16 protein-coding genes are annotated in these 25035 nt (G+C 73.2%); 12 read left to right on the forward strand and 4 right to left on the reverse strand.

Translation table 11 applies throughout. The features are described 5' to 3' along the window. Nucleotides 1–81 precede the first annotated feature (81 nt). From ACQPXD_RS23100 to ACQPXD_RS23135, 8 genes are all read left to right on the forward strand, one after another. Complete coding sequence (locus ACQPXD_RS23100) at nucleotides 82–1404, forward strand: PLP-dependent aminotransferase family protein (RefSeq protein ID WP_432841793.1); 1323 nt, start codon at nucleotides 82–84, stop codon at nucleotides 1402–1404. A gap of 1 nt (nucleotide 1405) precedes the next feature. Beyond that, the gene (gene dpgB, locus ACQPXD_RS23105; RefSeq protein WP_432841795.1) at nucleotides 1406–2074 is read left to right on the forward strand and encodes an enoyl-CoA-hydratase DpgB; all 669 of its coding nucleotides are present in this window, start codon (nucleotides 1406–1408) and stop codon (nucleotides 2072–2074) included. Between the two features lie 65 nt (nucleotides 2075–2139). Then, nucleotides 2140–3243, forward strand: coding sequence for a 3,5-dihydroxyphenylacetyl-CoA synthase DpgA (gene dpgA / locus ACQPXD_RS23110; protein ID WP_432841797.1), 1104 nt, complete (start codon nucleotides 2140–2142; stop codon nucleotides 3241–3243). A gap of 16 nt (nucleotides 3244–3259) precedes the next feature. Beyond that, the gene (locus tag ACQPXD_RS23115) at nucleotides 3260–7093 is read left to right on the forward strand and encodes a non-ribosomal peptide synthetase (RefSeq protein ID WP_432841799.1); all 3834 of its coding nucleotides are present in this window, start codon (nucleotides 3260–3262) and stop codon (nucleotides 7091–7093) included. Then, the gene (locus tag ACQPXD_RS23120; RefSeq protein ID WP_432841801.1) at nucleotides 7093–15618 is read left to right on the forward strand and encodes an SDR family NAD(P)-dependent oxidoreductase; all 8526 of its coding nucleotides are present in this window, start codon (nucleotides 7093–7095) and stop codon (nucleotides 15616–15618) included. Before ACQPXD_RS23115 ends, ACQPXD_RS23120 begins: the two co-directional genes overlap by 1 nt. Then, complete coding sequence (locus ACQPXD_RS23125) at nucleotides 15615–16640, forward strand: GSCFA domain-containing protein (RefSeq protein WP_432841803.1); 1026 nt, start codon at nucleotides 15615–15617, stop codon at nucleotides 16638–16640. The genes ACQPXD_RS23120 and ACQPXD_RS23125 overlap by 4 nt, the downstream gene beginning before the upstream one ends. 34 nt (nucleotides 16641–16674) lie before the next feature. Continuing rightward, nucleotides 16675–17298, forward strand: coding sequence for a hypothetical protein (locus ACQPXD_RS23130; protein WP_432841805.1), 624 nt, complete (start codon nucleotides 16675–16677; stop codon nucleotides 17296–17298). Between the two features lie 27 nt (nucleotides 17299–17325). Continuing rightward, nucleotides 17326–18195: a TauD/TfdA dioxygenase family protein gene (locus ACQPXD_RS23135; RefSeq protein ID WP_432841807.1), complete on the forward strand. Its 870-nt coding sequence runs from the start codon at nucleotides 17326–17328 to the stop codon at nucleotides 18193–18195. On the opposite strand, the gene ACQPXD_RS23140 is transcribed toward ACQPXD_RS23135, so the two are convergent. After that, nucleotides 18185–18685, reverse strand: coding sequence for a hypothetical protein (locus tag ACQPXD_RS23140; protein ID WP_432841809.1), 501 nt, complete (start codon nucleotides 18683–18685; stop codon nucleotides 18185–18187). The two genes, ACQPXD_RS23135 and ACQPXD_RS23140, sit on opposite strands and share 11 nt — an antisense overlap. Continuing rightward, nucleotides 18682–20391, reverse strand: a complete 1710-nt coding sequence (locus ACQPXD_RS23145) for a BTAD domain-containing putative transcriptional regulator (RefSeq protein WP_432841811.1) — start codon at nucleotides 20389–20391, stop codon at nucleotides 18682–18684. Before ACQPXD_RS23145 ends, ACQPXD_RS23140 begins: the two co-directional genes overlap by 4 nt. A gap of 380 nt (nucleotides 20392–20771) precedes the next feature. On the opposite strand from ACQPXD_RS23145, the gene ACQPXD_RS23150 reads away from it, so the two are divergent. Next, the gene (locus ACQPXD_RS23150) at nucleotides 20772–20966 is read left to right on the forward strand and encodes a recombinase family protein (protein WP_432841813.1); all 195 of its coding nucleotides are present in this window, start codon (nucleotides 20772–20774) and stop codon (nucleotides 20964–20966) included. Between the two features lie 340 nt (nucleotides 20967–21306). Beyond that, entirely contained in the window at nucleotides 21307–21645 is a 339-nt protein-coding gene (locus ACQPXD_RS23155; protein WP_432841815.1) for a hypothetical protein, read from the forward strand. Here the strand turns inward: ACQPXD_RS23155 and ACQPXD_RS23160 are convergent. Next, entirely contained in the window at nucleotides 21635–21964 is a 330-nt protein-coding gene (locus tag ACQPXD_RS23160; protein ID WP_432841817.1) for a carbohydrate-binding protein, read from the reverse strand. The genes ACQPXD_RS23155 and ACQPXD_RS23160 overlap by 11 nt on opposite strands. Before the next feature lie 391 nt (nucleotides 21965–22355). Between ACQPXD_RS23160 and ACQPXD_RS23165 the strand changes: the two genes are divergently transcribed. Beyond that, nucleotides 22356–23162, forward strand: a complete 807-nt coding sequence (locus ACQPXD_RS23165) for a HEAT repeat domain-containing protein (protein WP_432841819.1) — start codon at nucleotides 22356–22358, stop codon at nucleotides 23160–23162. A gap of 660 nt (nucleotides 23163–23822) precedes the next feature. After that, complete coding sequence (locus ACQPXD_RS23170; protein ID WP_345121772.1) at nucleotides 23823–24026, forward strand: cold-shock protein; 204 nt, start codon at nucleotides 23823–23825, stop codon at nucleotides 24024–24026. A 523-nt stretch (nucleotides 24027–24549) separates the two neighbouring features. Here the strand turns inward: ACQPXD_RS23170 and ACQPXD_RS23175 are convergent. Beyond that, on the reverse strand, nucleotides 24550–24966 hold the full coding sequence (locus ACQPXD_RS23175; protein ID WP_432843932.1) for a PPOX class F420-dependent oxidoreductase: 417 nt from the start codon (nucleotides 24964–24966) through the stop codon (nucleotides 24550–24552). Between the last annotated feature and the right edge of the window lie 69 nt (nucleotides 24967–25035).

Genomic DNA, 25035 nt, shown 5'->3' on the forward strand with positions numbered 1-25035 from the left:
CACCACCGATCTCTGACCGAGCGAGTGTTTCTAGGTTGGGAGGCGTGCGGGCAAGAGGACCCGTGTCGGCGGAGGTCGTACATGAGCGTGACCGCGGCGGGACCGATCGGGTCGGGCATACAGCGGGAGCAGTTGCACAGCAGCGTGTCGGATCCGGTCCTGGACACCATGAACTTCCTCAACGAGGTCACCATGCGGTTTCCGGACGCGATCTCGTTCGCGCCCGGGCGGCCGTACGACGGCTTCTTCGAGGTCGAGGAGATCTTCACGCAGCTCCGCCGCTACCTCGATCACCTCGCCGGCCTCGGCCGGTCCGCGGAGGAGCAACGGGCCGCGGTCTTCCAGTACGGACCGACGGCGGGGTCCATCCGCGAGGTCATTGCCGAATCGCTGCGGGTGGACGAGGGCATCCGCGCCGATCCGCGTTCGATCGTGGTCACCGTCGGCGCGCAGGAGGCAATGGTGCTGGCGCTTCGCGCGCTGATCTCCTCGCCGGACGACGTGCTGCTGGTGTCGGCGCCTTGCTACGTGGGTATCACCGGCGCCGCGCGCCTCTTCGACGTACGCATGGCCACCGTCACCGAGCAGGCCGACGGCTTGCGTTGTGCCGACGTCGCCGCGGCGGTCGAGGCGCAGAGAGAGGCGGGGCGCCGCGTCCGGGTGCTGTACGTCGTGCCGGACCATTCCAACCCGCTGGGCAGCACGATGAGCCTCGCCCTGCGCCGAGAGCTGCTGGATCTCGCCGGACGTCTCGACTTCTACATCCTGGAGGACAGCCCGTACCGCCTGGTGAGCCGTGGCCCGCAGGTACCGACCCTGAAGTCGCTCGACGCCGCGCGGCGCGTCGTGCACGTCGGCTCCTTCTCGAAGACCCTGTTCCCGGGCGCCCGCGTCGGTTATGCGGTCGCGGATCAGCCGGTGGACCTCGGTGACGGGCGCTCGGGGCTGCTCGCCGACGAGCTCTGCAAGATCAAGAGCATGTTGACGGTGAACACCTCGTCGCTGAGCCAGGCGGTGGTGGCCGGCATGCTGCTCGCCTCGGAGGGCAGCGCGAGCCGGCGCAACGACCGGACCTCGGCACAGTACGGCAGGTCCATGGAGATCACCCTGCGGGAGCTGGAGCGGCAGTTCCCGGCGCATCGGCGCCGCGCGCTCGGTGTCGGGTGGAACCGGCCGACCGGTGGCTTCTTCCTGCGGCTGAGCGTGCCGTTCGTGGCCGGCGACGCGGCGCTGAACCGGTCCGCGCAGCACCACGGGGTGATCTGGACGCCGATGTCGTACTTCTATCCCGACGGCGGCGGGGACACCGGGATCCGGCTGTCGGTGAGTTACCTCAGTGAGCCGGAGATCGTCGACGGGGTCGCGCGGCTCGCCCGGTTCGTCGACGCGGAGATGCGAGGCTGACATGGCCGTGGTCGCGGAACAGACGATCATCCACGTCGACGGCGGCGCTCCGCTGACCGCCGATGCCGTGGCCGCGCTCGCCGAGGTTTGCGACCGGGCGGAGGACGCGGGCGGCCGGGCCCGGGTCGTGGCTCACGTCTCGGGGACGCCGGATGACACGTGGCCGGTCGGCCTGTCCGTCGCGGTGGTCCAGAAGTGGGAGCGGGTGGTTCGCCGGTTCGAGCGGCTCCCGGCACCCACCATCGCCGTGGCCGACGGTGCCTGCGCCGGGGCCGCCCTGGATGTGCTGCTGGCGGCCGACTACCGGGTCGTCACGCCGGCGACCGAGCTGATCGTCGCCACGTACGACGGCGCGACGTGGCCGGGGATGGCGTTGTACCGCCTCGCCCAGTGCGGCCCGCAGACGTCCGGCATTCGCCGTGCGGTCCTGTTCGGTGAGCCGATCCCGGCATCGGACGCGCTGGCGATGCACCTCGTCGACCGGCTGACCGAGGATGTCGACCTCGCGGTGACGGAGGCGTCCCGGGCGGTCGCGGGGGTGTCCGGCGTCGAGCTGGCGATCCGGCGTCAGCTGCTCGCCGACGGGTCGTCCTCCTCGTTCGACGAGGCGCTGGGTGCCCACCTCGCCGCCTGTGACCGCCTGCTGCGCCGGACGGGTCCGGGCCGGTAGGGCGCCCGGACGTAACGGCGGCAATCGCGCATGTACCGGGCCGCGGAATCCGTCAGTGTCATCATGTGACCAGCTGGGATGGGCAACGAATGGCCGAGAACTCGGTGATGACGGCCACCCGGATAACCGGCGCCGGTACGGCCGTGACGGGCCGGCCCTACTCGCAGCAGGAACTGCTGGATCTCATCGGGATCACCGATCCGAAGATTACCTCGGTGTTCCGGAACACTGCGATCCGGCGCCGCTTTCTCACGATGCCCGACTGCGGGCCGGACGGCCGGCCGCGGATCGAGGCACAGGGCGAGTTGCTGGCCAAGCATCGGCGTTCCGCGGTCGACATGGGTCTGCGGGCCGCCGAGCGGTGCCTGACTGATGCCGGCGCGACGTGGGCGGACGTGGAATATCTCTGCTGCGTCACCTCGACCGGGTTCCTGACGCCGGGGCTGAGCGCGTTCCTGATCCGCGGCGCCGGCATCGACTACACGTGCCAGCGCAGCGACGTGGTCGGCATGGGATGCAACGCCGGGCTGAACGCGCTGAACACCGTCGCGTCCTGGGCCGCGACCCACCCCAGGCGGCTGGCCCTGATGGTCTGCGCGGAGGCGTGCTCGGCCGCGTACGTGGTCGACGCCACCATGCGGACGGCGGTGGTCAACAGCCTGTTCGGCGACGGCGCGGCGGCGATCGCCGTCATCGCGGATCTCGAACCGCGCTCGCAGCCACGGGCCGGTGCCCGGATCCTCAACTTCGCCAGCTGCCTGATCACCGACGCCATCGACGCCATGCGCTACGACTGGGACGACACACAGGGAAAGTTCAGCTTCTACCTGGACCCCGACATCCCGTACGTGGTCGGCGCGCACGCGGAGGACGTGGTCGGACGCCTTCTCGGCGAGGCCGGGCTGCGCCGCAGCGACATCCGGCACTGGCTGGTCCACTCGGGCGGCAAGAAGGTGATCGACGCGGTCCGGATCAACCTCGGCCTGACCCGGCACGACCTGCGGCACACCGTCGGCGTCCTGCGCGACTACGGCAACGTGTCGAGCGCTTCGTTCCTGTTCTCCTACGAGCGCCTCATGGCGGAGGACAGCGCCCGGCCCGGGGACTACGGCGTCCTGATGACCATGGGTCCCGGCTCCACCATCGAGACCGCGCTCGTCCAGTGGTAGCTGAAGGGAGGCGTCCTTGTCCGCCCATCCGAGCCTTGCCGTGACCGCGCCGCTGTCGGCCGGGCAGCGGCAACTGTGGGCCCTCGACCAGCAGGGCCCGAGCTTCGTCTACAACGAACCGTTCGCGCTGCGGATCCGCGGGCCGCTCGACCCGGCCCGGCTGGGCCGGGCGTTCGACGACCTGCTCGCCCGGCACGAGGGGCTGCGGACCCGCATCGTCACCGGCGTCGACGGCGAGCCCGTGCAGGTGATCGACCCGCCGGACAGCGGATTTCCGCTCAGCCGCACCGACCTGCGCGACCACCCCGACCCCGAGCGGCAGGTCGCCGAACTGCTGCGGCAGGACGCCTGGACCGTGACCGACCTGGCCACCGGCCCGCTCACCCGGGCCCGGCTCGTCACGCTCGGGCCGGAGCACCACGTGCTCATCATCATCCTGCACCACATCATGTCCGACGGGTGGTCGCGCCAGATCATGCTGCGCGACCTCGGCCGGCTCTACATCGGCCCGATCGCCGAGCCGGCGTCGCCGTACCGCGAATGGGTCGACCGCCAGCACGCCTGGCTGACCGGCCCCGAACAGCGGGAGCAGGCGGCCTGGTGGGCGCGCAACCTGCACGGCGCACCGCCGCGGCTGGAGCTGCCGGCCGACCGTCGGCGCCCGGCCGTGCCGGACCACACCGGCGACCAGGTCACGGTCGCCCTTGACGCCGGGCTCTCCGCCGGGCTGGCCGGGCTGGCCGAGCGGTGCGGCGCGACGCTCTACGCGGTCCTGCTGACCGGCTGGGCGGCGCTGCTGTCCCGGCTGAGCGGCACCGACGACATCGTCGTCGGCATTCCGGTCGCGAACCGGCGCACCCCCGAGGTCGCCGACGTGATCGGGTTCGTCATCAACACGCTCGCCATCCGAGCCGACCTGTCCGGCGCGCCGCCGGTCGCCGAGGCCGTGACCCGGGTGAGCACCCGGCTGCGGGCGAGCCTGCGCCGCTCGACGCTGCCGTTCGAGCGCGTGGTGGAGGCGGTCAACCCGCCCCGCCACCGCGGACTCGCGCCGATCTACCAGACGATGTGCGGGTCGATGGTCACCTTCGACGGATGGCTCGAGCTGCCCGGCGCGCGGGTGGAGCGGATCCCGGCGCCGTGGGTGTCGGCCAAGGTCGACCTGACGCTGACGGCCGAGGTGGTGGCCGGCCTGATCACCGCGCGGCTGGAGTACGCGACCGCGCTGTTCGACCGGGTCACCGTGCAGCGCTGGGCCGGCTACTACGTCCGGCTGCTCACCGGGATGGCCGCCGAGCCGGAGCGGCCGCTGGCGGACCTGCCGATCATGTCGCCGGCCGAGGCCGACACGGTGCTGCGCACCTGGGGCGAGGGCGCGCCGGCGTCGCCGACGGGCTCGGTGGTCGGGCGGATCGAGGAGCAGACCCGCGTCCGGCCGTCGGCCGTCGCGGTGGTCGCCGGCGAGGACCGGCTCACGTACGCCGGCCTGGACCGGCGAGCGAACCGGGCGGCCCATGCGCTCGCCCGGCTCGGCGTGGGCCCGGGCGACGTCGTCGGGATCCACGCCGGCCGCACGGCCGACCTGGTGGTCATGATCCTCGGCGTGCTGAAGGCGGGTGCCGCCTGGCTTCCGCTGGACCCGACGCAGCCGGCCGCCCGGCTGGCCGCGATGGTCGCCGACGGCCGGCCGGCGCTGGTGGTCAGCGATGCGCCGGGCGTGCTCGACAATGCGGTCGCCATGGCCGAGGTACATGCCGCCGACGTGCCGGAAACCGCGCCCCGGGTCGCGTCCGGGCTCGACGACCTCGCCTATGTGATCTTCACGTCGGGGTCGACCGGGCGGCCGAAAGGTGTGGCGGTCCGGCACGGCGGCCTGCTGAACCTGCTCGACCAATGGCTGGCCCGGTATCCGGCGACGCCCGGGGAGCCGGCCTCGGCGTGGGCGGCCATCGGCTTCGACGCGTCCGTGCACGAGCTGCTGCTGCCGCTGACCATGGGCGCCGAGCTGCACCTGGTGCCCGAGGAGATCCGCCGTGACCCGCGGGAGCTGATGGCGTGGCTGGCCGCACACCGGGTGGTGCACGGTTTCCTGCCGCCGGCCTACCTGCGCTGGATCGCCGAGGACCCGGCCGAACGCCTGCGCGGGCTGGTCCTGCGGCAGGTACACACCGGGGTGGAGTCGCTGACCGAGTCGGCGCTGCACCGGATCCGCACCGCGCTGCCCGGGCTGGAGATCCGTTTCACCTACGGCCCGACCGAGGCCACCGTCTACTGCACCGAACTCGACGACTTCGCCGACGTCGACCGGCCGTGCCCGATCGGCCGCCCGCTGCCGGGCATCCGCATCCGCCTGCTCGACGAGCGGCTGCACCCGGTCCCGCCGGGCGTCGTCGGCGAGATCTACCTCGGCGGCGTGTCCCTGGCCCGGGGCTACCTGAACCGGCCGGACCTGACGGCCGAGCGCTTCGTCGCCGACCCGTACGGCCGCGGTGAACGCCTCTACCGCACCGGTGACCTCGCGCGCTGGCTGCCCGGCGGCCTGCTCTCCTTCGCCGGGCGTCGCGACGACCAGCTCAAGCTGCGCGGCTTCCGGATCGAGCCGGCCGAGGCCGAGGCCGCCCTGCGCACGCTGCCCGGCGTCACCGGCGGCGTGGTGCTGACCGACCGGACCGGCACCGAACCGCGGCTGGTGGCGGCCGTCGCCGGACAGGCTCCGCCGGACTGGCGGCACCGGCTCGGCGAGCACGTGCCCGACTACATGATCCCGGCCGTGCTGCTCGAGTACGAGGCGCTGCCGCTCAACGCCAGCGGCAAACTGGACCGGGCCGCCGTGCTGGAGCGGGCCGGCACAGCCACCGTCACCGGCGGCCCGGTGAACACCGAGGCGCCCCGCGATCAGGTCGAGATGGCGCTGCACCGCATCTGGAGCGGGCTGTTGCTGCATCCGCGCATCGGTGTCAGCGACAGCTTCTTCGACGTCGGCGGTACCTCCATATCGGCCATCCGGGCGGCACACGAGATCGAGCGGGAGTTCGGCGAGCGGCTGCCGATCCGTGAGTTCATCGCGCATCCCACCATCGAGGCGCTCGGCGCGCGGATCCGCCGGGGCCGCGCCGCGGGCACGGCCGGCAGCCTCGTCGAGCTGCGTGCGGACACCGGCCGGGGACGCGTCGTGTGCGTGCATCCGGCCGGCGGCACGGCGTTCTGCTATCTCCCGCTCAGCACCCTGCTGCCGCAGCGTGCCGGGGTGCTCGGCGTCCAGTCGCCCGGCCTCGACCCGGGGGAGGCCCTGCTGCCCTCGATCGAGGCGATGGCCGAGCAGTACCTGCGGCTGGTCGATGCGCGGCCGGGGGAGCCGCTGGTGCTCTGCGGACTGTCGCTCGGCGGGCTGATCGCCTACGAGATGGGCCGGGAACTCGTCGCCCGCGGCCACGACACGGTGCGCGTGGTGCTGCTGGACACCCAGGCCACCGACGACGCGATGATGCTGGCCGAGCCCACGACGGTGGACACCGCCGAGTTCCGCGCGAAGCTGGTCCGGTTCAACGGCATGTACCCGGGCATCGACGACGCGCAGATCGAGCGCTACCACCTCGTCTACAACCACAACCGGACGGCCTCGCGGGCCTACCAGCCGCTGCCGTCGGCGGTGCCGGTGGTCCTGATCGAGGCGACCGGCAAGGGCCGCAATCCCGCGACGAGCCCGTTCTGGCAGCGGCGGGCCGGCGGCGGGTTCCGTGTGGTGCTCGCCGGCTGCGAGCACTGGGACATGCTGGAGAGCGACGATCTGCCACTGGTGGCCCGCACGCTGACCGCGGAGCTGGCCGCCCTGACCACCGCAGAGCGCTGATGCTCGCCCGGAGGATCCACGAGCAGGCTTCCCGTACGCCCGACGCGCCGGCGGTCGTCGACGGCGGTCGTACCGTCAGCTACCGCGACCTGGACCGGGCCGGCGCCGCGGTGGCGTCGGCGCTGAGCGCCCGCGGCATCCGCCCCGGCGAGGCGGTCGCGGTGCGGCTGCCCCGCTCGGCCGACCTGATCGCGGTGATGCTCGGCATCCTGCGGGTCGGCGCGTGCGTGGTGCCGGTCGACGCGCAGAGCCCGCCGGAGCGCCGCGCGGCCATGCTCTCCGACGCCGGCGTGGTCCTCGAGATCACCGGCGACAACGTGGGCGCGCTGCTGGCCGGCGAGCCACGGCCGCTGTTCGCCGCTGGCGTGCCGGTCGCCTTCCTCTTCTTCACCTCCGGCACCACCGGCGGGCCCAAGGGTGTCGAAGTCGGCGAGGCCGGCATCGCCCGGCTGGCCCGGCCCGGCTGGCTCGAGCTGCCGGCCGGCGAGCGGTACGCCTGCCTGGCCAACCCGGCCTTCGACGCGATCAGCTTCGAGGTGTGGGTGCCGCTGCTCACCGGCGGCTGCGTCGTGGTGCTCGACGAGGCGGCGGTCCGCGACCCGGACGCGCTCGGCGCCGCGCTGCGCCGGCACGACGTCGGCACGATGTTCCTGACCACCGCGCTGTTCAACACGCTGGCCGTGACCGCCCCGCACTGCCTCGGCACGGTGCGCCGGGTGCTGTTCGGCGGCGAGGCGACCAACACCGCGCTGGTCCGCGGCTGGCTCCGGGACAACCCGCGCGGCGCCCTCTACAACGTGTACGGCCCGACCGAGTCGACCACCTTCGCGCTGTGGCACCCGGTCCCGCGCGACTTCGCCGGCGACGTGGTGCCGCTCGGCCGGCCGGTGCCGGGCACCGCCACCCGGCTGGACGACGCGGGGGAGCTGTGGCTGGCCGGCGACGGCCTGGCCGCCGGCTATCGCGGGCGACCGGCCGAGACCGCCGAGCGGTTCGTGTGGCGCGACGGCGTCCGCTGGTACCGCACCGGCGACCTGGCGCGCCTCGACGAGCACGGCGACCTGGTGTTCGGCGGCCGGGCCGACCGCCAGGTGAAGATCCGCGGGTTCCGGGTCGAGCCGGGCGAGGTCGAGCAGGGCCTCACCTCGTGCGCGGGCGTGCGGGAGGCGTACGTGACCGCCCGGCGTCCCGCCCCGGACCGTCCCCACGAGCTGCTCGCCTACGTGGTCGCGGACCCGGCGCTGGACGCGGCCGGCTATCAGCGGCACCTCACCACGGTGCTGCCCGGCTACATGCATCCGCACCACACCTGGCGGGTCGACCGGCTGCCGCTCACCGCCAACGGCAAGGTGGACGCGGCCGCGTTGCTGTCGCGCGACGAGCCGCCGTGGCGGGTGCGGTCCGACCCGGACGAGGCGACCGGCCGGCTCCGGGAACTGCTCGACGTCGCCGCGGAGATCGTCGGCGTCGCGGATCTGCGGCCGGGCGACCGGTGGACCGACGTCGGCGGCGACTCGCTCAGCGCGCTGCGGCTGCGCCACGAGGTACGCCGCCGCTGGGGCCTGGACCTGCCGGTCGCCCGGATCCTGGACGGCGACCTGGGCGAGCTGGCCGCGGCGACCGGGTCCGGCGAGTACCCGGCCCTCGACGGCCGGATCAGCGGGCTCGCCACCAGCGAGCAGCAGCGCCTCTGGCTGATCGACCGGCGCGGGTCGGCGCCGCTCGCCTACCACGTGCCGCTGGTCTTCCGCGTCGACGGGCCGGTGGACGTGGACCGGCTCCGGCAGGCCCTGCGCGAGGTGGTGGCCCGGCACGTCGCGCTGCGCACCGGTTTCGTGGCCGCACCGGACGGGCTGCGGCAGGTGGTCGGCGAGCCGTACGACCCGTGGTGGCCCGGCCCGGACGAGCCGTTCGACCTCGCCGAGCCGCGCATGCTCCGGGCCGTGTGGCGCGACGGAGAGCTGCGGCTCCGGCTGCACCACATCGCGGTCGACGGCTGGTCGCTCAACGTCCTCTTCCGCGACCTCAGCGCCGCGTACGCCGGCCGCCCGCTGACCGAACCGGTCCACACGCCACTGGAACACGCCGCCTGGCAACAGGAGTGGTTCGGCAGCCCGGCGTACGCCGAACGCAGCGCCGGCCTTCGCGCGATCCTGTCCGGCGACGCCGAACCGCTCCCGCCGAACCGCGACAGCACCGGCGCCGGCCTGTTCGTGTCCACGGTGGACGTCACCCGCCGCGCGGCCCTCGACCGGCTCGCCGCCGAGCTGCGGGTGACCCCGTTCCCGCTGCTGCTGGCCGCGTTCGCCGTGAGTCTGTACGCGGTGACCGGCGTGACCGCCGCCCGGGTGGCCGCGCCGGCGGCGAACCGCCCGCTGCCCGAGTTCGCCGGCGGCGTCGGCATGTTCGCCAACACCGTGCCGCTGCCGGTGACCGTGGATCCGCGGCAGGAGCTGCGCTTCCAGCTGCCCGGGATCGCCGCCGCCGCCCGCCGGGTGCTGGACCGGCAGGACGTGGCGTTCGCCGACGTCGAGACGCCCTTCGACGCGCTGTTCGTGCTGGAGAACACCGACTTCTCGGCTCTGACACTGCCGGGCTGTGAGGTCAGCCCCCGCTGGGTCGCCCCGGCGGCGGTCAAGTGCCCGATCACGCTGTCGGTGGTCGAGCGGCCGGACGGCTACGACTGCCTCTGGGAGTACGCCGAGAGCCACGTCGACGCCGGGCAGGTGGCCGCGCTGGCCGAGGCGTTCACCGGGGCGATGGACATGATGCTGGGCTCGGGCACCCCGGCCGGCCTGGCCCGCGAGGTCCGGCGAGGGATGCCGGACCACGGGCGCGGCCCGGCGCCGGTGGCCGGGATCCGGTCGATCGCCGAGAGCTTCGCCGCGCAGGTCGCCCGGACCCCGGACGCGGTCGCCGTCGCCGGCGCGGCCACCTACGCCGAGCTGGACCGGTATGCCGCCACGCTCGCCGCCGAGCTGGCCGGTCCCGGCGCCGGCCGGGTCGCCCTGTTCCTGCCGCCGTCGGTCGAGCACGTGGTGGCTCTCCTGGCACTGGCCCGGCTCAACCTGACTGCGGTGCCGCTCGACCCGGCGTACCCGCCCGAGCTGTTGCGCCGCGTGCTGGCCCAGGCACGGCCGCGCTGCGTGCTGCTGCCGCCGGACGGCGACCCGGCTTTCGACGCGGTCGACGTCGAGCTGCCCCGGCATCCGGTACGGCTACGGGCGGGTGACGACGTGGTTCCGCCCGTCGCGCCCCACCGCCCGCTCTACACGCTGTTCACGTCGGGGTCGACCGGCGAGCCGAAGGGCGTCCAGGTCGGGGATGCGACCCTGGCGAATCTGCTGGCGTGGCAGGACGGGCCGGGCGGGCTGGGCGGCCCCGCGGTCACGCAGCAGTTCGCGATGCTGTCGTTCGACGTGTCGTTCCAGGAGATCTTCACGACCCTGTGCGGCGGCGGCACGCTGCACCTGATCCAGCCCGGCTGGCGGCAGGACGTGCCGGCCCTGCTCGGCCGGCTGCGGGACGCGGGCATCGAGCGAATTTTCCTGCCGTACGTGGCCCTGCAACTGCTCGCCGAGCACGGCGTCCACCTCGGCATCCACCCGCCCCGGCTGCGCGACGTGGTGACCGCGGGGGAGCAGCTGGTGGTCACCGACACGATCCGCCGCTGGTTCGCCGGCCTGCCGGGCGCCCGCCTGCACAACCACTACGGCCCGACCGAGACGCACGTCGTCAGTGCCCTGACGCTGGACGGGGACCCGGCGGGGTGGCCGGAGCGCCCAGCGATCGGCCGGCCGGTGGCGGGCGCGCTGCTGCGGGTGGCCGACGCGGCGGGCCTGCCCGTGCCGCCCGGGTTCCCCGGCGAGCTGCTGCTCGGCGGGGTGATGGCCACCCGGTGCTACCTCGGCGACCCGCGGGAGGAGCGGTTCGTCGAGCTGCACGGCACCGGCCTGTGCTACCGCAGCGGCGACCAGGCCCGCTTCGACGCCGACGGGCTGCTGCACTTCCTCGGCCGTGACGACCAGCAGATCAAGATCAGCGGGCACCGGCTGGAACTCGGTCAGGTGGAGGCCGCGCTGCTGCGTCACCCCGCGGTGGTCCAGGCCGTCGTCACGCGCGACGCCGGGCGGCTGGTCGCCTGCCTGCAGATGCGGGCCTCCCGCGAGGTCGACGCCGCCGGCCTGGCCGCCCACCTGGCCGGCCTGCTGCCGCCGTACGCCCGGGTGGACCGGTTCCGGGTGCTGCCCGAGCTGCCCCGGACGGCCAGCGGCAAGCTCGACCGGCGGGCGGCGTTGCGCGCGCCCGGGCACGACCTCGCTCCGGCGTCCCCGGCGCCGGTGGCTCCGGCCGGGCTGGCGGGCGAGCTCGCCGCGGCCTTCACCGCGGTGACCGGCCGGGTCGCCGGTCCCGGCCGCACCTTCTTCGCCGCCGGGGCGTCGAGCCTGGACCTGATGCGGTTCCATCTGCGGTGCACGACCGAGCTGGGCCTCCGTTTCACCGTCGCCGACCTGTTCGAGCACGTCACGATCGACGCCCTGGCCGGCTTCCTGTCCGATCCGGCGGCCGGTCTCGCGGCCGATCCCACGCCGGTCGATGAGCGGTCCGCGGCCGGTACAGCGCCGGTCGACGAGCGGCCTGCCGCCGGCGAACCCATCGCCGTCGTCGGCATGGCGGTGCGGCTGCCGGGCGCGCCCGACCTCGCGTCGTTCTGGGAGCTGATCCGCGGCGGCGGCAGCGGCATCGAGGAGTTCCCGGCCGCCGACGGGCTGGTCGGGGCCCGCTGCCAGATGGACGGTCTGCTCGCGTTCGACCCGGAGCACTTCGGCATCTCCCGCAGGGACGCCCGGCTGATGGACCCGCAGCAGCGGCACCTGCTGATGAGCTGTGTGGAGGCGCTGGCCCACGCCGGGATCGCCCGGCCCGGCGCCACCCGGGCCGGCCTGGTCGCCGGCTGCGGCGAGAACACCTACTTCCAGGCCATGCTGCGCGACGGCGACCCGGAGCAACTGCCCGACGAGTTCCAGCTCGCCCAGCACCACGACAAGGACTTCCTGGCCACGAAGGCCGCCTACCATCTCGGGCTGACCGGCCCCGCGTTCACCGTGCAGTCTGCCTGCTCTACGTCGCTGGTCGCCGTGCACCTCGCCGCGGCCCTGCTGCGCACCGGCGAGGCCGACGTGATGCTGGCGGGTGGCGTACTGGTCGATGCCAGCTTGACCGACGGCTACCGCTACCGGCCGCAGCACATCTTCTCCCCGGACGGGTGGTGCCGGCCGTTCAGCCACGACGCCGGCGGCACCGTCGGCGGCAGCGGCTCGGCCGTGGTGGTGCTCAAACCGCTGTCCCGGGCCCGCGCCGACGGCGACACGGTGTACGCGGTGATCACCGGCTCGGCCGTGAACAACGACGGCGGGGACAAGATGAGCTACAGCGCCCCGTCGGTGGCCGGCCAGCGCGCCGTGATCCAGGAGGCGCTGCGCCGCGCGGGCCGCACCGGCGCCGACATCGGGTACGTCGAGGCGCACGGCACCGGCACCCGCCTCGGCGACCCGGTCGAGGTCGGTGCCCTGCGCCAGGCGTACGGCATCGGCGATCCGGCCAGCGTCGCGCTGTCCTCGGTGAAGAGCCAGATCGGCCACCTGGGCGCGGCGGCCGGCGCGGCCGGCCTGGTACGCGCCGTGCTCAGCTTGCACCACGGCCTGATCCCGCCGACACCCACCTTCCACGCGTTGAACCCGGCGATCGACCCTGGCCCGTTCCACGTCCCCGCCCACGCCACCCCCTGGCCGCCGGGCCGTCCCCGGACGGCCGCGGTCAGCAGCTTCGGCATCGGCGGCACCAACGCCCACCTCGTCCTGGAAGCGGCCCCGCAACCCGCGGCGGTGGCCCTGGAGCCCGGCGCCGAGCTGGTGCTGCGGGCGAGCAGCCCGGAGGCGCTGCGCCTGGACGCGGAGCGGATCGCCGGTTACCTCGGTACGCACCCCGGCGAGCTGCCGCGCGTGCTGCGGCACCTGCGCTCCGGGCGGGCCGGCGGCGACTGGGCGATCACCGGCGAATGCGCCGACACGGCCACCGCCGTCGCCCTGCTGCAAACGACGCCGCCCCGCGCTGCGAAAGCCGTCGCCGTTCTGCGAACGTCGCAGCCCCACGGTGCGAAAGCGGAGCCGGAGGACGTGGCCGCGCGGCCGGCGCCGCCGCCGTGGGACTTCCCGCCGCCGGCCTTCGCGCTGGCGGAGTACGACTTCCCCCGCAAACCCGCCGCCTCCGGTCCGGCGACGGCCGTCGCGGGCCCGGCGCGGTTGCCCGAGGACGAATGGCTGCACCAGCCGCTCTGGGTGCGGCTCCGGCGCGCCGCCGACCGTCCGGCCGGCCGCGTCGATCGCGTTGCCGTGCTGGCCACCACCGGACCGGCCGACCCGAGTCTGCTCCGGGCGCTCACCCAGGCGTACACCCAGGTCCTGCCGGTGCACGACGCCGATCCCCGCGCGGTGCTCGACACGGTGGGCGACCAGGACGTCGACTGGATCCACGCGCTGCCGCTGGACACCGCCGACGCCGCCCATGCCTGCCTCGACACCCCCGCCGCGCTGCTGCGCGCGAGCGTCGGCCGCAGCGTACGAGCGGTCTGGTTGTCGTGGGGTGCCGCCCCGATCGACGGCCCGGTCACCCAGCCCGCGCTGGCGCTGCTCACCGGTGTCGTCGCCGTCGCCGAGCAGGAGGGCTACCGGCCCGGGCACTGGATCGACCTGCCCGGCCCGGACGCCGGCGACTGGGCCGGCCCGCTCGCCGCGCTGCTGTCCGGTCCCGGCCTCACCGACCTCCCCAACCGGATCGGGCTACGCGACGGCTTCTGGTGGCACCGCGTCACCGCCCCGGTCGCCTCGCCCACTCCGGCCGCCCCGCCGCCCGGCGTGCACCTGATCCTCGGCGGCACCGGCGGCCTCGGCACCGCGATCGCCGATTGGCTGCTCACCGAACCCGGCGCCGAGGTCCTGCTGCTGTCCCGCCGCCCCCAGCTCCCACCCGCCCTCGCCGCACACGCCGCCCGGGTCCGCCTGATCGACGCCGACCTGACCGCCGACCCGGCCGAGCTGGTCGCCACGGTCGCCCGGCACACCAGCACGCTCTCCTCGATCGTGCACGCCGCCGGAACCGCGAGCGGTGCCCTGATCGCCCACCGTGACCCGGCCGCGGCCCGCGCCGCCACGGCCGCCAAGCTCCGCGGCGCCCGCCTCGCGGAGCTGCTCGCCATCCGCTTCCACCCCGGCCTCGTCCTGTACTGCTCGTCCATGGCCGGGCAGCACGGCGGCGTCGGCCAGCTCGACTATGCGGCCGCCGCCGGCGTGCTCGACGCGTACGCCCACCTGCCCGGCCCGGCCACCCGGATCACCGTCGACTGGGACGTCTGGCGCGAGGTCGGCATGGCCACCCGGACGCTGCGTACCGGCAGCCGGCACGAGGCCCACCTGGCCACCGGGCTGACCGTCGCCGAGGGCCGCCGCGTCCTCGCCGACGCCCTGGGCCTGGGCCTGCCGCAGGTGCTGGTGTCCACCACGGACATCGCCGCGTCCCGCTGGTTCTACGCCGCCCCGGCCGGACTGCCGCCGCTGCCCAGCGTCATCACCGACCCGGCCGAGCTGGTCACCAGCCACCTGCGCGAACGGCTGGGCGTCGACCAGTTGGACGCGGACGCCCCGCTCTACGACCTGGGCGCCGACTCGCTCACCCTGATCGACCTGATCGCGGTGATCAAGGAGAGCCTGGGCGTCGATCTCGACCTGGCTCACCTCAGCCACCGGGTCAGCGTGGCCGAGATCATCGAACATCTTGGCGGCGCCGGCGAACCCGAGCTGCTGGAGGTCTGGCAGTACGGCGACGGCACCGACGTCCTCTGCCTCATCCACCCGGTCGGCGGTGACATCCAGGCGTACCGATCGCTGGTGGCCGCCGTGGGCCCCGGCCTGACCGTGTGCCTCATCGCCGACCCCGGCCTGCGTGGCCGCGAGCCCGGATGGTCGCTCGCCGAGCGCGCCCGCGTCTACCGGGAGGCGCTGGCCGCCGCCTACCCGCCGGAGCGCTGGCGGCACCGGCTGGCCGGCTGGTCGTTCGGCGCCTGGGTGGCCGCCGCGATGGCCGCCGAGGCGGAGAGGTCCGGCCGACCCGCCGCCGCGCTGCACCTGATCGATCCGCCCCCGCCCCGATCAGGACCCCAATTCCTCGGGTACGACGAGGAGACGCTCCGTACGCTCTTCGCGGCCGAGCTGCGATCGACCGGCGGCCACGGCACCGAGTACGCCGACCGCCTCGCCCGCTGCTGCCGCGCCAACCTGGCCGCCATGGCCTCCTACCAGCCGCCCCGGCTCACCGCCACGCCCAGCCGGCTGTGGCTGGCCGAGCACGGCGACCCGGCGGCCTGGCGGGAGCACCTTCCGTCACCGTCCGCGGTGGTGGTTCTGGGCACCGACCACTACGGCATCGTCCGCCCGCCCTGGGCTGAGCAGATCGGCAGGAGCATCGGATGAACCCGTACGAGAAGCTGCCCGCCCGCTCGTTCTGGCGCCCCGCGGTCGCGACGCCGTCGCCGGACGACATCGCCGACGTGTGGACCCCCGCCTTCGCCGTCGATCCGGACCAGCCCGTCCTCACCGCCGGTTCGTGCTTCGCCGCCCGCCTCGGCCCGGCCCTGCTCGACCAGGGCCTGAACTGGTTCGAGACCGAGCTGCCGCCGCCCGGCCTGACCGCCAGCCAGCGCCGCGCCGGTGGCTACGGCGAGTTCTCCTTCCGCACCGGCAACATCTACACGCCCGCGATGCTGCGGCAGTGGCTCGCCTGGGCCTGCGGGCACGACGATCCGCCGGCCACCGCCTGGGAGCACGACGGCCGCTGGTACGACCCGTTCCGTCCCCGCCTCGCCGGCCACGACTCGCCCGCGGCCGTGCACGCCGCCCGCGCCGTCACCCTGGACGCGATCCGCGCTGGGCTGGCCGGCGCCGGCTGCCTGATCGTCACCATGGGCCTGATCGAGACGTGGCAGGACCGGGCCGACGGCTCGTTCTACCCGTCCTGCCCGGGCACGGTCCGCGGCACCTTCGACCCGCAGCGGCACGTGCTGCGCCGGCAGACCTTCGCCGACGCGTACGCCGACCTGGCCGCCGCGGTCGCCTGGGCGCGCACCGACAACCCGGGCCTGCACGTGCTGTTCACCGTCTCCCCGCAGCCGCTGACCGCCACCGCGACCGCCGAGCACGCGCTCACCGCCAACGGCTACACCAAGTCCCTGCTACGTACGGCCACCGGCCAGCTCGCCTTGGACGATCCCGGCGTCGACTACTTCCCGGCCTTCGAGCTGATGACCGGGCTGCCGTTCCGCTCCCGGCACTTCGGCGACAACCTGCGCACCGTCACCGGCGACGGCGTCGCGTTCGTCCTGCGGCACTTCATGACCGCGCTCGCCGGGGCACCGGCCGGCCCGCGTCCGCTCAGCGCACCGACCGGAAGGGACGACTGTGACGACATCCTCCTCGACTACTACGGCCCCCGCTAGGTTCCTGCTGCTGGGCGACTCGCACACGGCCGCCGTGGGCAAGGCGGCCGAGGCGGCGCGGGTCCCGTTCCGCGGCGGCCCGCTCGGTGCGGGGCGCGACTTCACCGCGTCGTTCTTCAGCGCCACCGGCACCGACGTCAGTTTCCACGACCCGGAGGCGGAGAAGCTGTACCGCGGCTTCCTGGCCGACTCCGGCGCCGGCGCGCTCGGCGAGCTGACCGTCCCCCTGGTCGCCACGTTCGGTTTCGCCGTGCACTTCGTGGCCACCCGGCACAACTGGCACCCGCACCGCCGCGCGGATGGCTCGTTCCCGCCCGGCTACCTGACCAGCGACCTGTTCGCCGCGGTCGTGCGAGCCTGGAACGCCGACGCCATCGCGTTCTACCGCTTCGTGACCGGGCTGGGGGTCCGGGTCCTCGCGGTGCTGCCGCCGCAGCGCGTACCGCGGCAATCCGATCCCGAGGTGTTCTTCGCCGCGCAGGAGTGCGTGCGGGAGGCGGTCGCCGCGACCGGGGCGGAGATCGTGGACGTGCGACCACGTACCGCCGGACCCGACCGCACCCAGCTGCCCCGCTTCTGCCTGCCGAACGACGAGATCCACGGCAACCTGGCCTTCGGCCGGATCGTGCTGTCCGACCTGCTCGCCCGGGGGCTCTGAGCCCGCCCCGAAGAAGAGGAGAACGTCATGGAGCCCTACGAGCTGGCTGCGATCGAGCGCCTGACCACCCGGCCGCCGCGCGACTACCGCACGATCACGGTGCACCCGCTGACCCCGATCGTCGGCGGCGAGGTGTCCGGTGTGGACCTCTCCGCCGAGCTGCCGGCCGCGCAGCTCGACGAGGTGCGCACCGCGTTCCTCGACCACCACGTGCTCGTCTTCCGCGACCAGTACATCACGGACGAGGACCACAAGCGCTTCGCCGGTCACTTCGGCAGCCTGCGCCCGGTGAACCCGCCGCCGGAGGGCGACCCGGTGATCCTGGACATCCGCACCACCGCGAAGGACGCCAACTCGCCCGGCAACGGCTGGCACGCGGACGGCTCCGCGGACGCCGAACCGTCGCTGGGCTCGATGCTCTACATCACCGAGACCCCCCAGGGAGGCAGCGGCGGCGACACCATGTTCGCCAACATGAACCTGGCGTACGAGATGCTCTCCCCGCCGTTGCGCGAGCTGCTGGACGGCCTCACCGCGATCCACGACGGCGAGCTGCCCTTCCGCGTCTACGAGCGGCCGCCCAACTACGTGGCGCCGAAGAACGAGCACCCGCTGGTCGTCCGGCACCCCGACTCCGACCTCAAGATCCTCTACGCGAACAGCGGCTACACCGCGCGCATCCCGCAGCTCTCCGTGGCGGAGAGCGACGCGCTGCTCAAGCTACTCGTCGCGCTGCCCGCCATGGTGCCGCTGCTCAGCTGCCGGGTCCGCTGGCAGCCGAACACGCTGGTCTTCTGGGACAACCGGATCGTGCAGCACAACGCCATCTACGACTACTACCCGCTGACCCGCTACGGCCGCCGCGTCGCCATCAACGGCGGCCCGCTCAAGGCGTGACGCCCTGCGCCCGCAGGCCCGCGACCAGCGCGTCGTGGGCCTGCGGCGCGGCCAGCAACACCGCGCGGACCAGCACTTCCGGGTACGCCCGGCGCAACGCCTCCGCGTCGCCGGCCGCGAACGCCGCCCCCAGCGCCCCGGCCAGCGCCTCGGCGTTCGCCGCGGCGCTCACCCGCAGGTTGGCGTCGGTGTTCATCCGCGCGTATGCCTCGCCTTCCGCCCGCGCCCTTTCCGGGTCGTAGCCGTTGGCCGCGGCGTACACCCGGGCCGCCTCCAGCACCGCCCCGTGCGCCTCCTGGTACGGGTACGCCCAGGTGAACAGCTCGGCCAGCGCCGGGCGCAGCGCCCGCACCCACTCCGGCGCGCACGCCCCGCCCGGCGCCGCGTGCAGGGCGGTCAGCCGTCGCTGAGCGGCACTGCGCCCGTCCAGCACGGGCCCGGCCGTCGTGGCCCACCACCGGTGTATCGCGCCGAGCGACAGGCCGATCATCGACTCGCCTCGGAGGGGAGCAGGCGGTTCAGGTCCGCGCCGAGGTGCACGGCGCGGGGGTCGTAGGTCACCGAGACGAGTGCGAGGGCGTGCCGGAACGCGAGCTCGCCCTCACCTGTCCGGCCGGCGTTGCGCCGCGCCTCGCCCAGGGCCCCCCAGATCTGCGCCTCGAGGAAGGTCGCACCCTGCTGGTGGTAGATCCCGGCCGCCCGCCGGTAGCTTTCCTCGGCATCGTCGATGGCGCCCATCCCGGCCTGCGTGAAGCCGAGAGTGTTCCAGATGTCGGCGACCAGGTACGGGCGCAGGTGCCGGGCGAGCGCGACGGCCTGGCGGGCGTGAGCGACCGCCTCGTCGAAACGGCCCAGCCGGGCGCAGAGCCAGCTCACCGTGTTCAGCGCGTTCGCGCGCCGGTCCGGGTCGGCGCCGGCTGGGCACTGCGCCAGCTCCACCCGGGCCTGTTCCAAGGCCGCGACGAAATCGCCCTGCTCGGTCAGCAGATACACGATGCGGCGGCGGGTGGAGGTGATGGACTCCGCGTCTCCGGCGGCGGTGAAGATCGCCAGCGCCCGGCAGAGGTGGGCCTGCGCCGCCCGGTACCGTCCCAGGCTGGCCTCGGACAGGGCCAGCCCCCACAGGGTGTGGGCCTCGATGGTGGGATCGCCACGGTGCGCGGCCGCCACGTCGGTGACCTGGGACGGTTGCAGGTGGTGCCAGAGTCCGTGCCGGTTGAGGTAGTCACGCATCAGCCAGGAGCGTTGCCAGGCGTGCGGGTCGTATCCCTCCGGTACGTCCGCATCGCGAGCCGGCCCGTCCTGGTGAGCCCGGTGCGGCGCGATCGTGCCGGCGCGGCTCATGTTCGCCGGTGCCGCCGTTCGAGCCTCGCCGAGCGGGCTGCCGGACTCCTCCCGGCCGGTGAACGCGGGGAGCCACGCCGGCGCCGGGCCGGAGCCCGCCAGCCCCGGATCCGCCCGGACCAGGCGCAAATACAGCTCCCGCAAGCCGGGGCCCGGATCTACGCCCAACTTCTCGGCGAGCAGCCGGCGGCAATCTTGAAACGTTTCGATAGCGTCCGCCTGACGCCCGCAGCGGTAGAGCGCGGTCATCAGCAGCTGCCGCAGATGCTCGTTCAGCGGGTGCGCCAGCACCAGCGCCTGGAGCTCCGGCTGGACCTCGCGGTGCCGGCCCAGCTCCAGGTCCAGCTCGGCGCGGGTGATCAGCGCGGAGAGATGTTGTTGCGCCAGCACCGGCCGGTGCAGCGTGGCAACCGGCCCCGGCAGCCCGGCCAGTGCCGGCCCGCGCCACAGCGTCAGGGCTTCCCGCAGCCGGTCGGCCGCGGTCGCCGGGTCCGACGCCGCCCGGGCCCGATCCGCCTCCGCGACGAGGCGTTCGAAGATGTCGAGGTCGAGCACGCCGGCCGCGGCCACGGCGGCATAGCCGTGCCGCGACGAGCCGATCGTCAGTCCGGAGTCCGGCCCGATCGCCCGGCGCAGCCCGTGCACGTATTGCCGGACGATCGCGACGGCGCTCGCCGGCGCCGCGTCACCCCAGATCTTGTCGACCAGCTCCGAACTCGACGCCGACACCCCCCGGCGCAGCAGGAGAGCGGCGAGCAGGGCGCGTTGCTGTGGCGGCCCCACGGGCAGCACCCGCGCGCCGCGGCAGACGGACAGTGGCCCGAGAATGCTGATACGCAGTTGTCCGTCCATCACCTCTCCGCACTCGTGTCACCGACAGTCACCGGGATCTGAAGCTCTTGGGCCCCGCGCTGGTGCCGCTGGCTTTGTGCCATTCGGGCGTGAAGTTGCGCACTCGTCACATTCACCCCGGCGGCAGTACGACGTTTCCGCGTTGCGGTATTAGTGGCGCTCGTCGCTCGTGGCCGGGAAGTCCGGGATCCGTCGCGGCAATTTGTTGCCGCAATCTCGCCGACAGGCCGATGAACTCGCATTGTGCCTGGATGAATTGACCATGGCAGTGCGGACCTCACGGGAAACCTCCTCGGAAGGTTCATGAAAATCATCAGCAACGACGAAGGCGTCTGTCAAGGGTGGATCTGAGTGACCCTTGTCAATGTGATGAACCCGTCATGGCCGAACTGGTGAAGGATATCTTCTACCTGTACACGGTGCGCCGGATGGGAACCCGAGCCGTCGCGAGCGAATTCACCAGGCGAGGACACCGCCGTCGCGGCGGCCGGCTCTGGAGTGCCAACACCGTCAACGACACCCTGCGCAACCGGCGCCTACCTCGGCACGGTCGCCCTCCGCGGCACGCGCGCTGAAGGCGCCCATCCGCCGCTCATCGACCTTTCGCCTCAGCGAGCCGACTGCTCACCGAGCGCCGTCTCAGTTCGCCTCGGACTGTCATCTCGCCGGCGAGATCATGTGCCCGCGGTGCGGGAGAGCCTGCGTGGGTACCGCTGCCACCGGGTCTATCGCTACTGCACCTGCCAGTCGCGCAACCGGTTCCGGCGTCATGTACTGCGACGCGACCCGGATCGACGCCGACGCATTCGACGACAGCCTCCTGACGGCGCTGAGCGAATTCAGCCGGACCAGAACGTAATTCGGTCCTGTCGCAGGAAGTGCGGTCCGATTGCCGTGCGTCGCGGCTCAGTTGGGTTGCAGGATGCGGCGGAGGAGGAGGTCGAACGACCTTCGCGCGACCGCGCTTTGGAGCCGCAGACCCACCGGCCGGTTGACGTCCTGCCCGACCGGGAGGCCGATACGCTCGCCGGCCGGCTGAAAGCACACCCTGGCGCTGAGATCAGCGGCGCGCTGGGCATCGCGTGGAGCACGTTCGTGGCGCGGCGCGAGGAGGCCGGCGGCGTGCTCGCCGCCGCCGGCCTCGAGGTGCTCTCGACGACGCACCCTACGACGCCTTCCGCCACCGCCTGGACCAGTCCATCCAGGTCGCCCGCAAGCCGGGCCGCACGGCGTGAAACAGGCGTTACCGGTTGAACCGGAACCAGTTGAGGTTGACGAAGTCGGTGCCCGCGGTGCCGGTGAAGGTGAGGAATACCGTGTGGACGCCGGTGGCCGGGCCGGACAGGTTGGTCCAGGTCTGCCAGCCGCCGGTGGAGGTGACGGGGACGGGCACGGTGGCGATGATCGGGCCGGTGGTGGAGTCCAGGCGGTACTGGATGGTGCCGCTGGACGCGCCGGAGGCCAGCCGCGTGGTCACCGACGCCGCGGTCGGGGTGCCGAAGTCCACGTTGGTGTAGCCGAGCCAGTCGCCGGGGGCGGACTGGGCGGTCTGACTCTGGCACGCATTCTGCACGTACGCGGGATCGCGTCGACGGTTTACGAGCTTGATGCATCGCCGCTGGCCCGAGCTGCGGGGGTGGCACACTCGGCCTCAACACGGAGTCTGGTCAACGGGCACTTGCCGAGGCCGGCCTGTTCGAGGAGTTCCGCTCGATCGCGCTCAAGGAAGCGGGCCTGTACGACGAGTCCCTCAAGCGCAGCCACCCGGCGGCGAGGCGATCCGCCGCCCGCCGCAGGGGACCGATGGGCGCACCGGGAAGCGACGGCGCTGTCCGAACGGTGCGTCGGCCCGTCGGAGTCGATGTCCGGAAGCTGCGCCGTATGATCCCGGTCGTGACCGCCACGACGACGGCGTCGCCCGAACAGCTGGCCCGGCGGCTTGCCGGCCGGGTTCAGGGGCTGCTGTGAATCCCGACCTCGCCGGCCTGCGCAAGGGCGACCTCGACACCCGGGAGGAGCACCTTTACCGGCTGCTCGACCGGGCCTGCGACGGCGATCCGTCGGCGATCGCGGCGCTACGGGCGATGGTTCGCGACTACCCCGGCTACCATCGGTCGCTCTATACCCGGGCTATGAATCAGGCGGCCGTGTTCGGGGACCCCGGCCTGCGTGAGCCGCTGCTCGAGGCGCTGGCCGACACCCGGTACAACTGCCAGGCCTGGGCGGCGATGGGCTGCGCGGCGATGGACGTCCGCGAGGCCGTGCCGCAGCTGGTCGAACTCCTTGACCATCCACAGTGGATCGCTGTGGACGAGGCGATCAAGGCGCTCGGTGTGCTCGGCGATGTCTCCGCCGTGCCGGCGCTGCGCCCGTTGCTCGGCGACGGCGCTGAGTGGGTGCGCCAGCGTGCCGCCGACGCGCTCGCGAAGATCGGTGGGGCCGAGGCCCTGGAGGCGCTGTGGGACGAGTTTGAGCACCGTCGTTTCCCGCGGATCGGCTACATCGCCAGCGGCCTGGCCCTCTTCACCCCGGACGTCATCCCGCGGCTGGTCGAGGCGGCCGCGGACCGGGATCCGAACCGTCGTTACTGGGCCGCGGTCGCCCTCGGCTCGACCGGCGACGAGCGGGTCGTGCCGACCCTGGAGCGTCTGCAGGCCGAGGACCGCGGCGCGACGGTCTTCGACGGCGAGGTCCGCGTCGCGGCGAAGAAGGCCCTGCGCACCGTGCGGCGTATCCAGGCTGCCATCGCCGGGCGCGGGGGCCAGGCATAGTGGCGTCGACCGTCGACCGTCGACCGTCGACCGCCGGGCGGGGTGTGCGTCTCGGCCTGAGTTGACGGGCCTGGTCGCCGGGTAGCCTATCCCGGGGCGGCCGCGCTGTGGTTGGCAGACGGCTCCTGGGCTGTGGCCACGATACCGGTTGTGGGCGCGTCATGCAGCGCGAGTATTTCCCGTTCGTTGTGCCCGGCTCGGCACCGTGACCTGACTTTCGCGCCGCCAGGAGTTGGGTGAGCCTTGCCGTCGTCGTCGGGGTATGGCTGAGGCATCCGGGGGCAGCGTCGAAACGCGTAGTCGCCCTGGGCGGACGGAGTTCACGCCGCAACTGGCCATGAACCGCTGGCGCTCGTGGTGTCGGTCACGGGAATAGATGTCCATGACGATGGAGCGGCCTGGTCCGGCCTCAACGCTGCCCCCATGACGTCCCGGCGCGTACCGCGTATGGCGAAGGCTGCGACCGGGCGGTGCGAACGTGTTCAACACCGTCACGTGGGTGCCCTCCGGCGTATGGCCGGATGGTGTCCGTCCGTAGCAGCTGTCCGGGTGGGAGCCGGCGACTATGTGTCCTTCTCCCGGGGGTATGGTCGGTCTGGGTGGGAGTTCGTCGCCGGCGATTGGCGACGGACGGGTTCCCATCACCATCAGGAGGAACGTGTGGCTCGCGGTACCGTCAAGTGGTTCAATTCCGAAAAGGGCTTCGGCTTCATCCAGCAGGATGACGGAGGCGCGGACGTCTTCGTCCACTACTCGGCTATCGCCAGCAGTGGATACCGCGAGCTCGCGGAAGGCCAGAAGGTTGAATACGAGGTGACCCAGGGGCAGAAGGGTCCGCAGGCGGAAAACGTCCGCGGCGTCTGACCGGCCCGGCAGGGACCCACAGCGAAGATTGAGCGCCCGCACAGTCTCTGTGCGGCCGCTCAGTCCGTCTCCGTCGTGACCAACAGACGGGCATGTCGTTCGCTGTACGTCATGCACACCCGGCGTGCGCTGCCGGCGCGGCGTAGCAGTTCGCCCTTGGCGTCCGCGGGGGGCACCACGTCGAGCCTGCGGCGGTGAACACCGCGTCGAAGTGACCAGGCCGGTGAACTTCGCGTCTCGGTCACGGACAAGGAACCGGGACTACGCGGCCCGATCACCCAGCTCTATGACCAGGTTGCGGGCCTGCTGTGCGGTTCATTCGCCGGTCGGGTTCGCAGTTGACGCCGAGGATGTCGACCCGGCGGGTCATTGCCTCCGTCACCCCCAGGACGTACAACCGCGACAGTGTGACCGTATCGACGTGGCAGAAGTCGGTCGCGAGCAGCCCGGACGCTTGCGCCCAGCGTGAGTCCCGCCGATCGGCTCCGAGCAGTGGCGTCCAGCCCCGGCGCCGGCCCGCTGATCAGAGCGCGATGTCGGCGATGCCGCTGATGTGCTCGATGCGCAGCCGGCAGACCAGCTCGCCGTCGACCGCGTTGCGCTCGCCGTACTCGCGGGCGAGCCGGGCCGGCACATACCGCGCCGCCAGCTTCGTCGCCCAGTCCAGCAGGTCGGGGGCGGCGCGGGTGAGGCTGACCGGGCCGCGCGCGACCACGAAGTCGTAGGGGAACTCGGACACGTCCACGGTCAGCGCCGCGCGCGGGTTGGCCGCCAGGTTGCGGCCCTTGACCGTCGTCTCGTGGGTGGTGAACACCAGGTCGGTGCCGTCCACCACGAACCACACCGGCGCCACGTGCGGCGCTCCGGTCGCGGACGCGGTGGCGAGCTTGCCGGTGCGGCTGCCCACACCGAGGAAATCGATCGCTTCCTGCCGGCTCATCGTTGCCACCCGGCCAGGGTACCGGCGGGCCGCGGACAGGCGCCGGTCGAGGCCGGGCCGGTCGTGGCC

The sequence above is a fragment of the Dactylosporangium sp. CA-092794 genome (genome assembly GCF_050948465.1).
In the GTDB taxonomy this organism is placed as follows: Bacteria; Actinomycetota; Actinomycetes; order Mycobacteriales; family Micromonosporaceae; genus Dactylosporangium.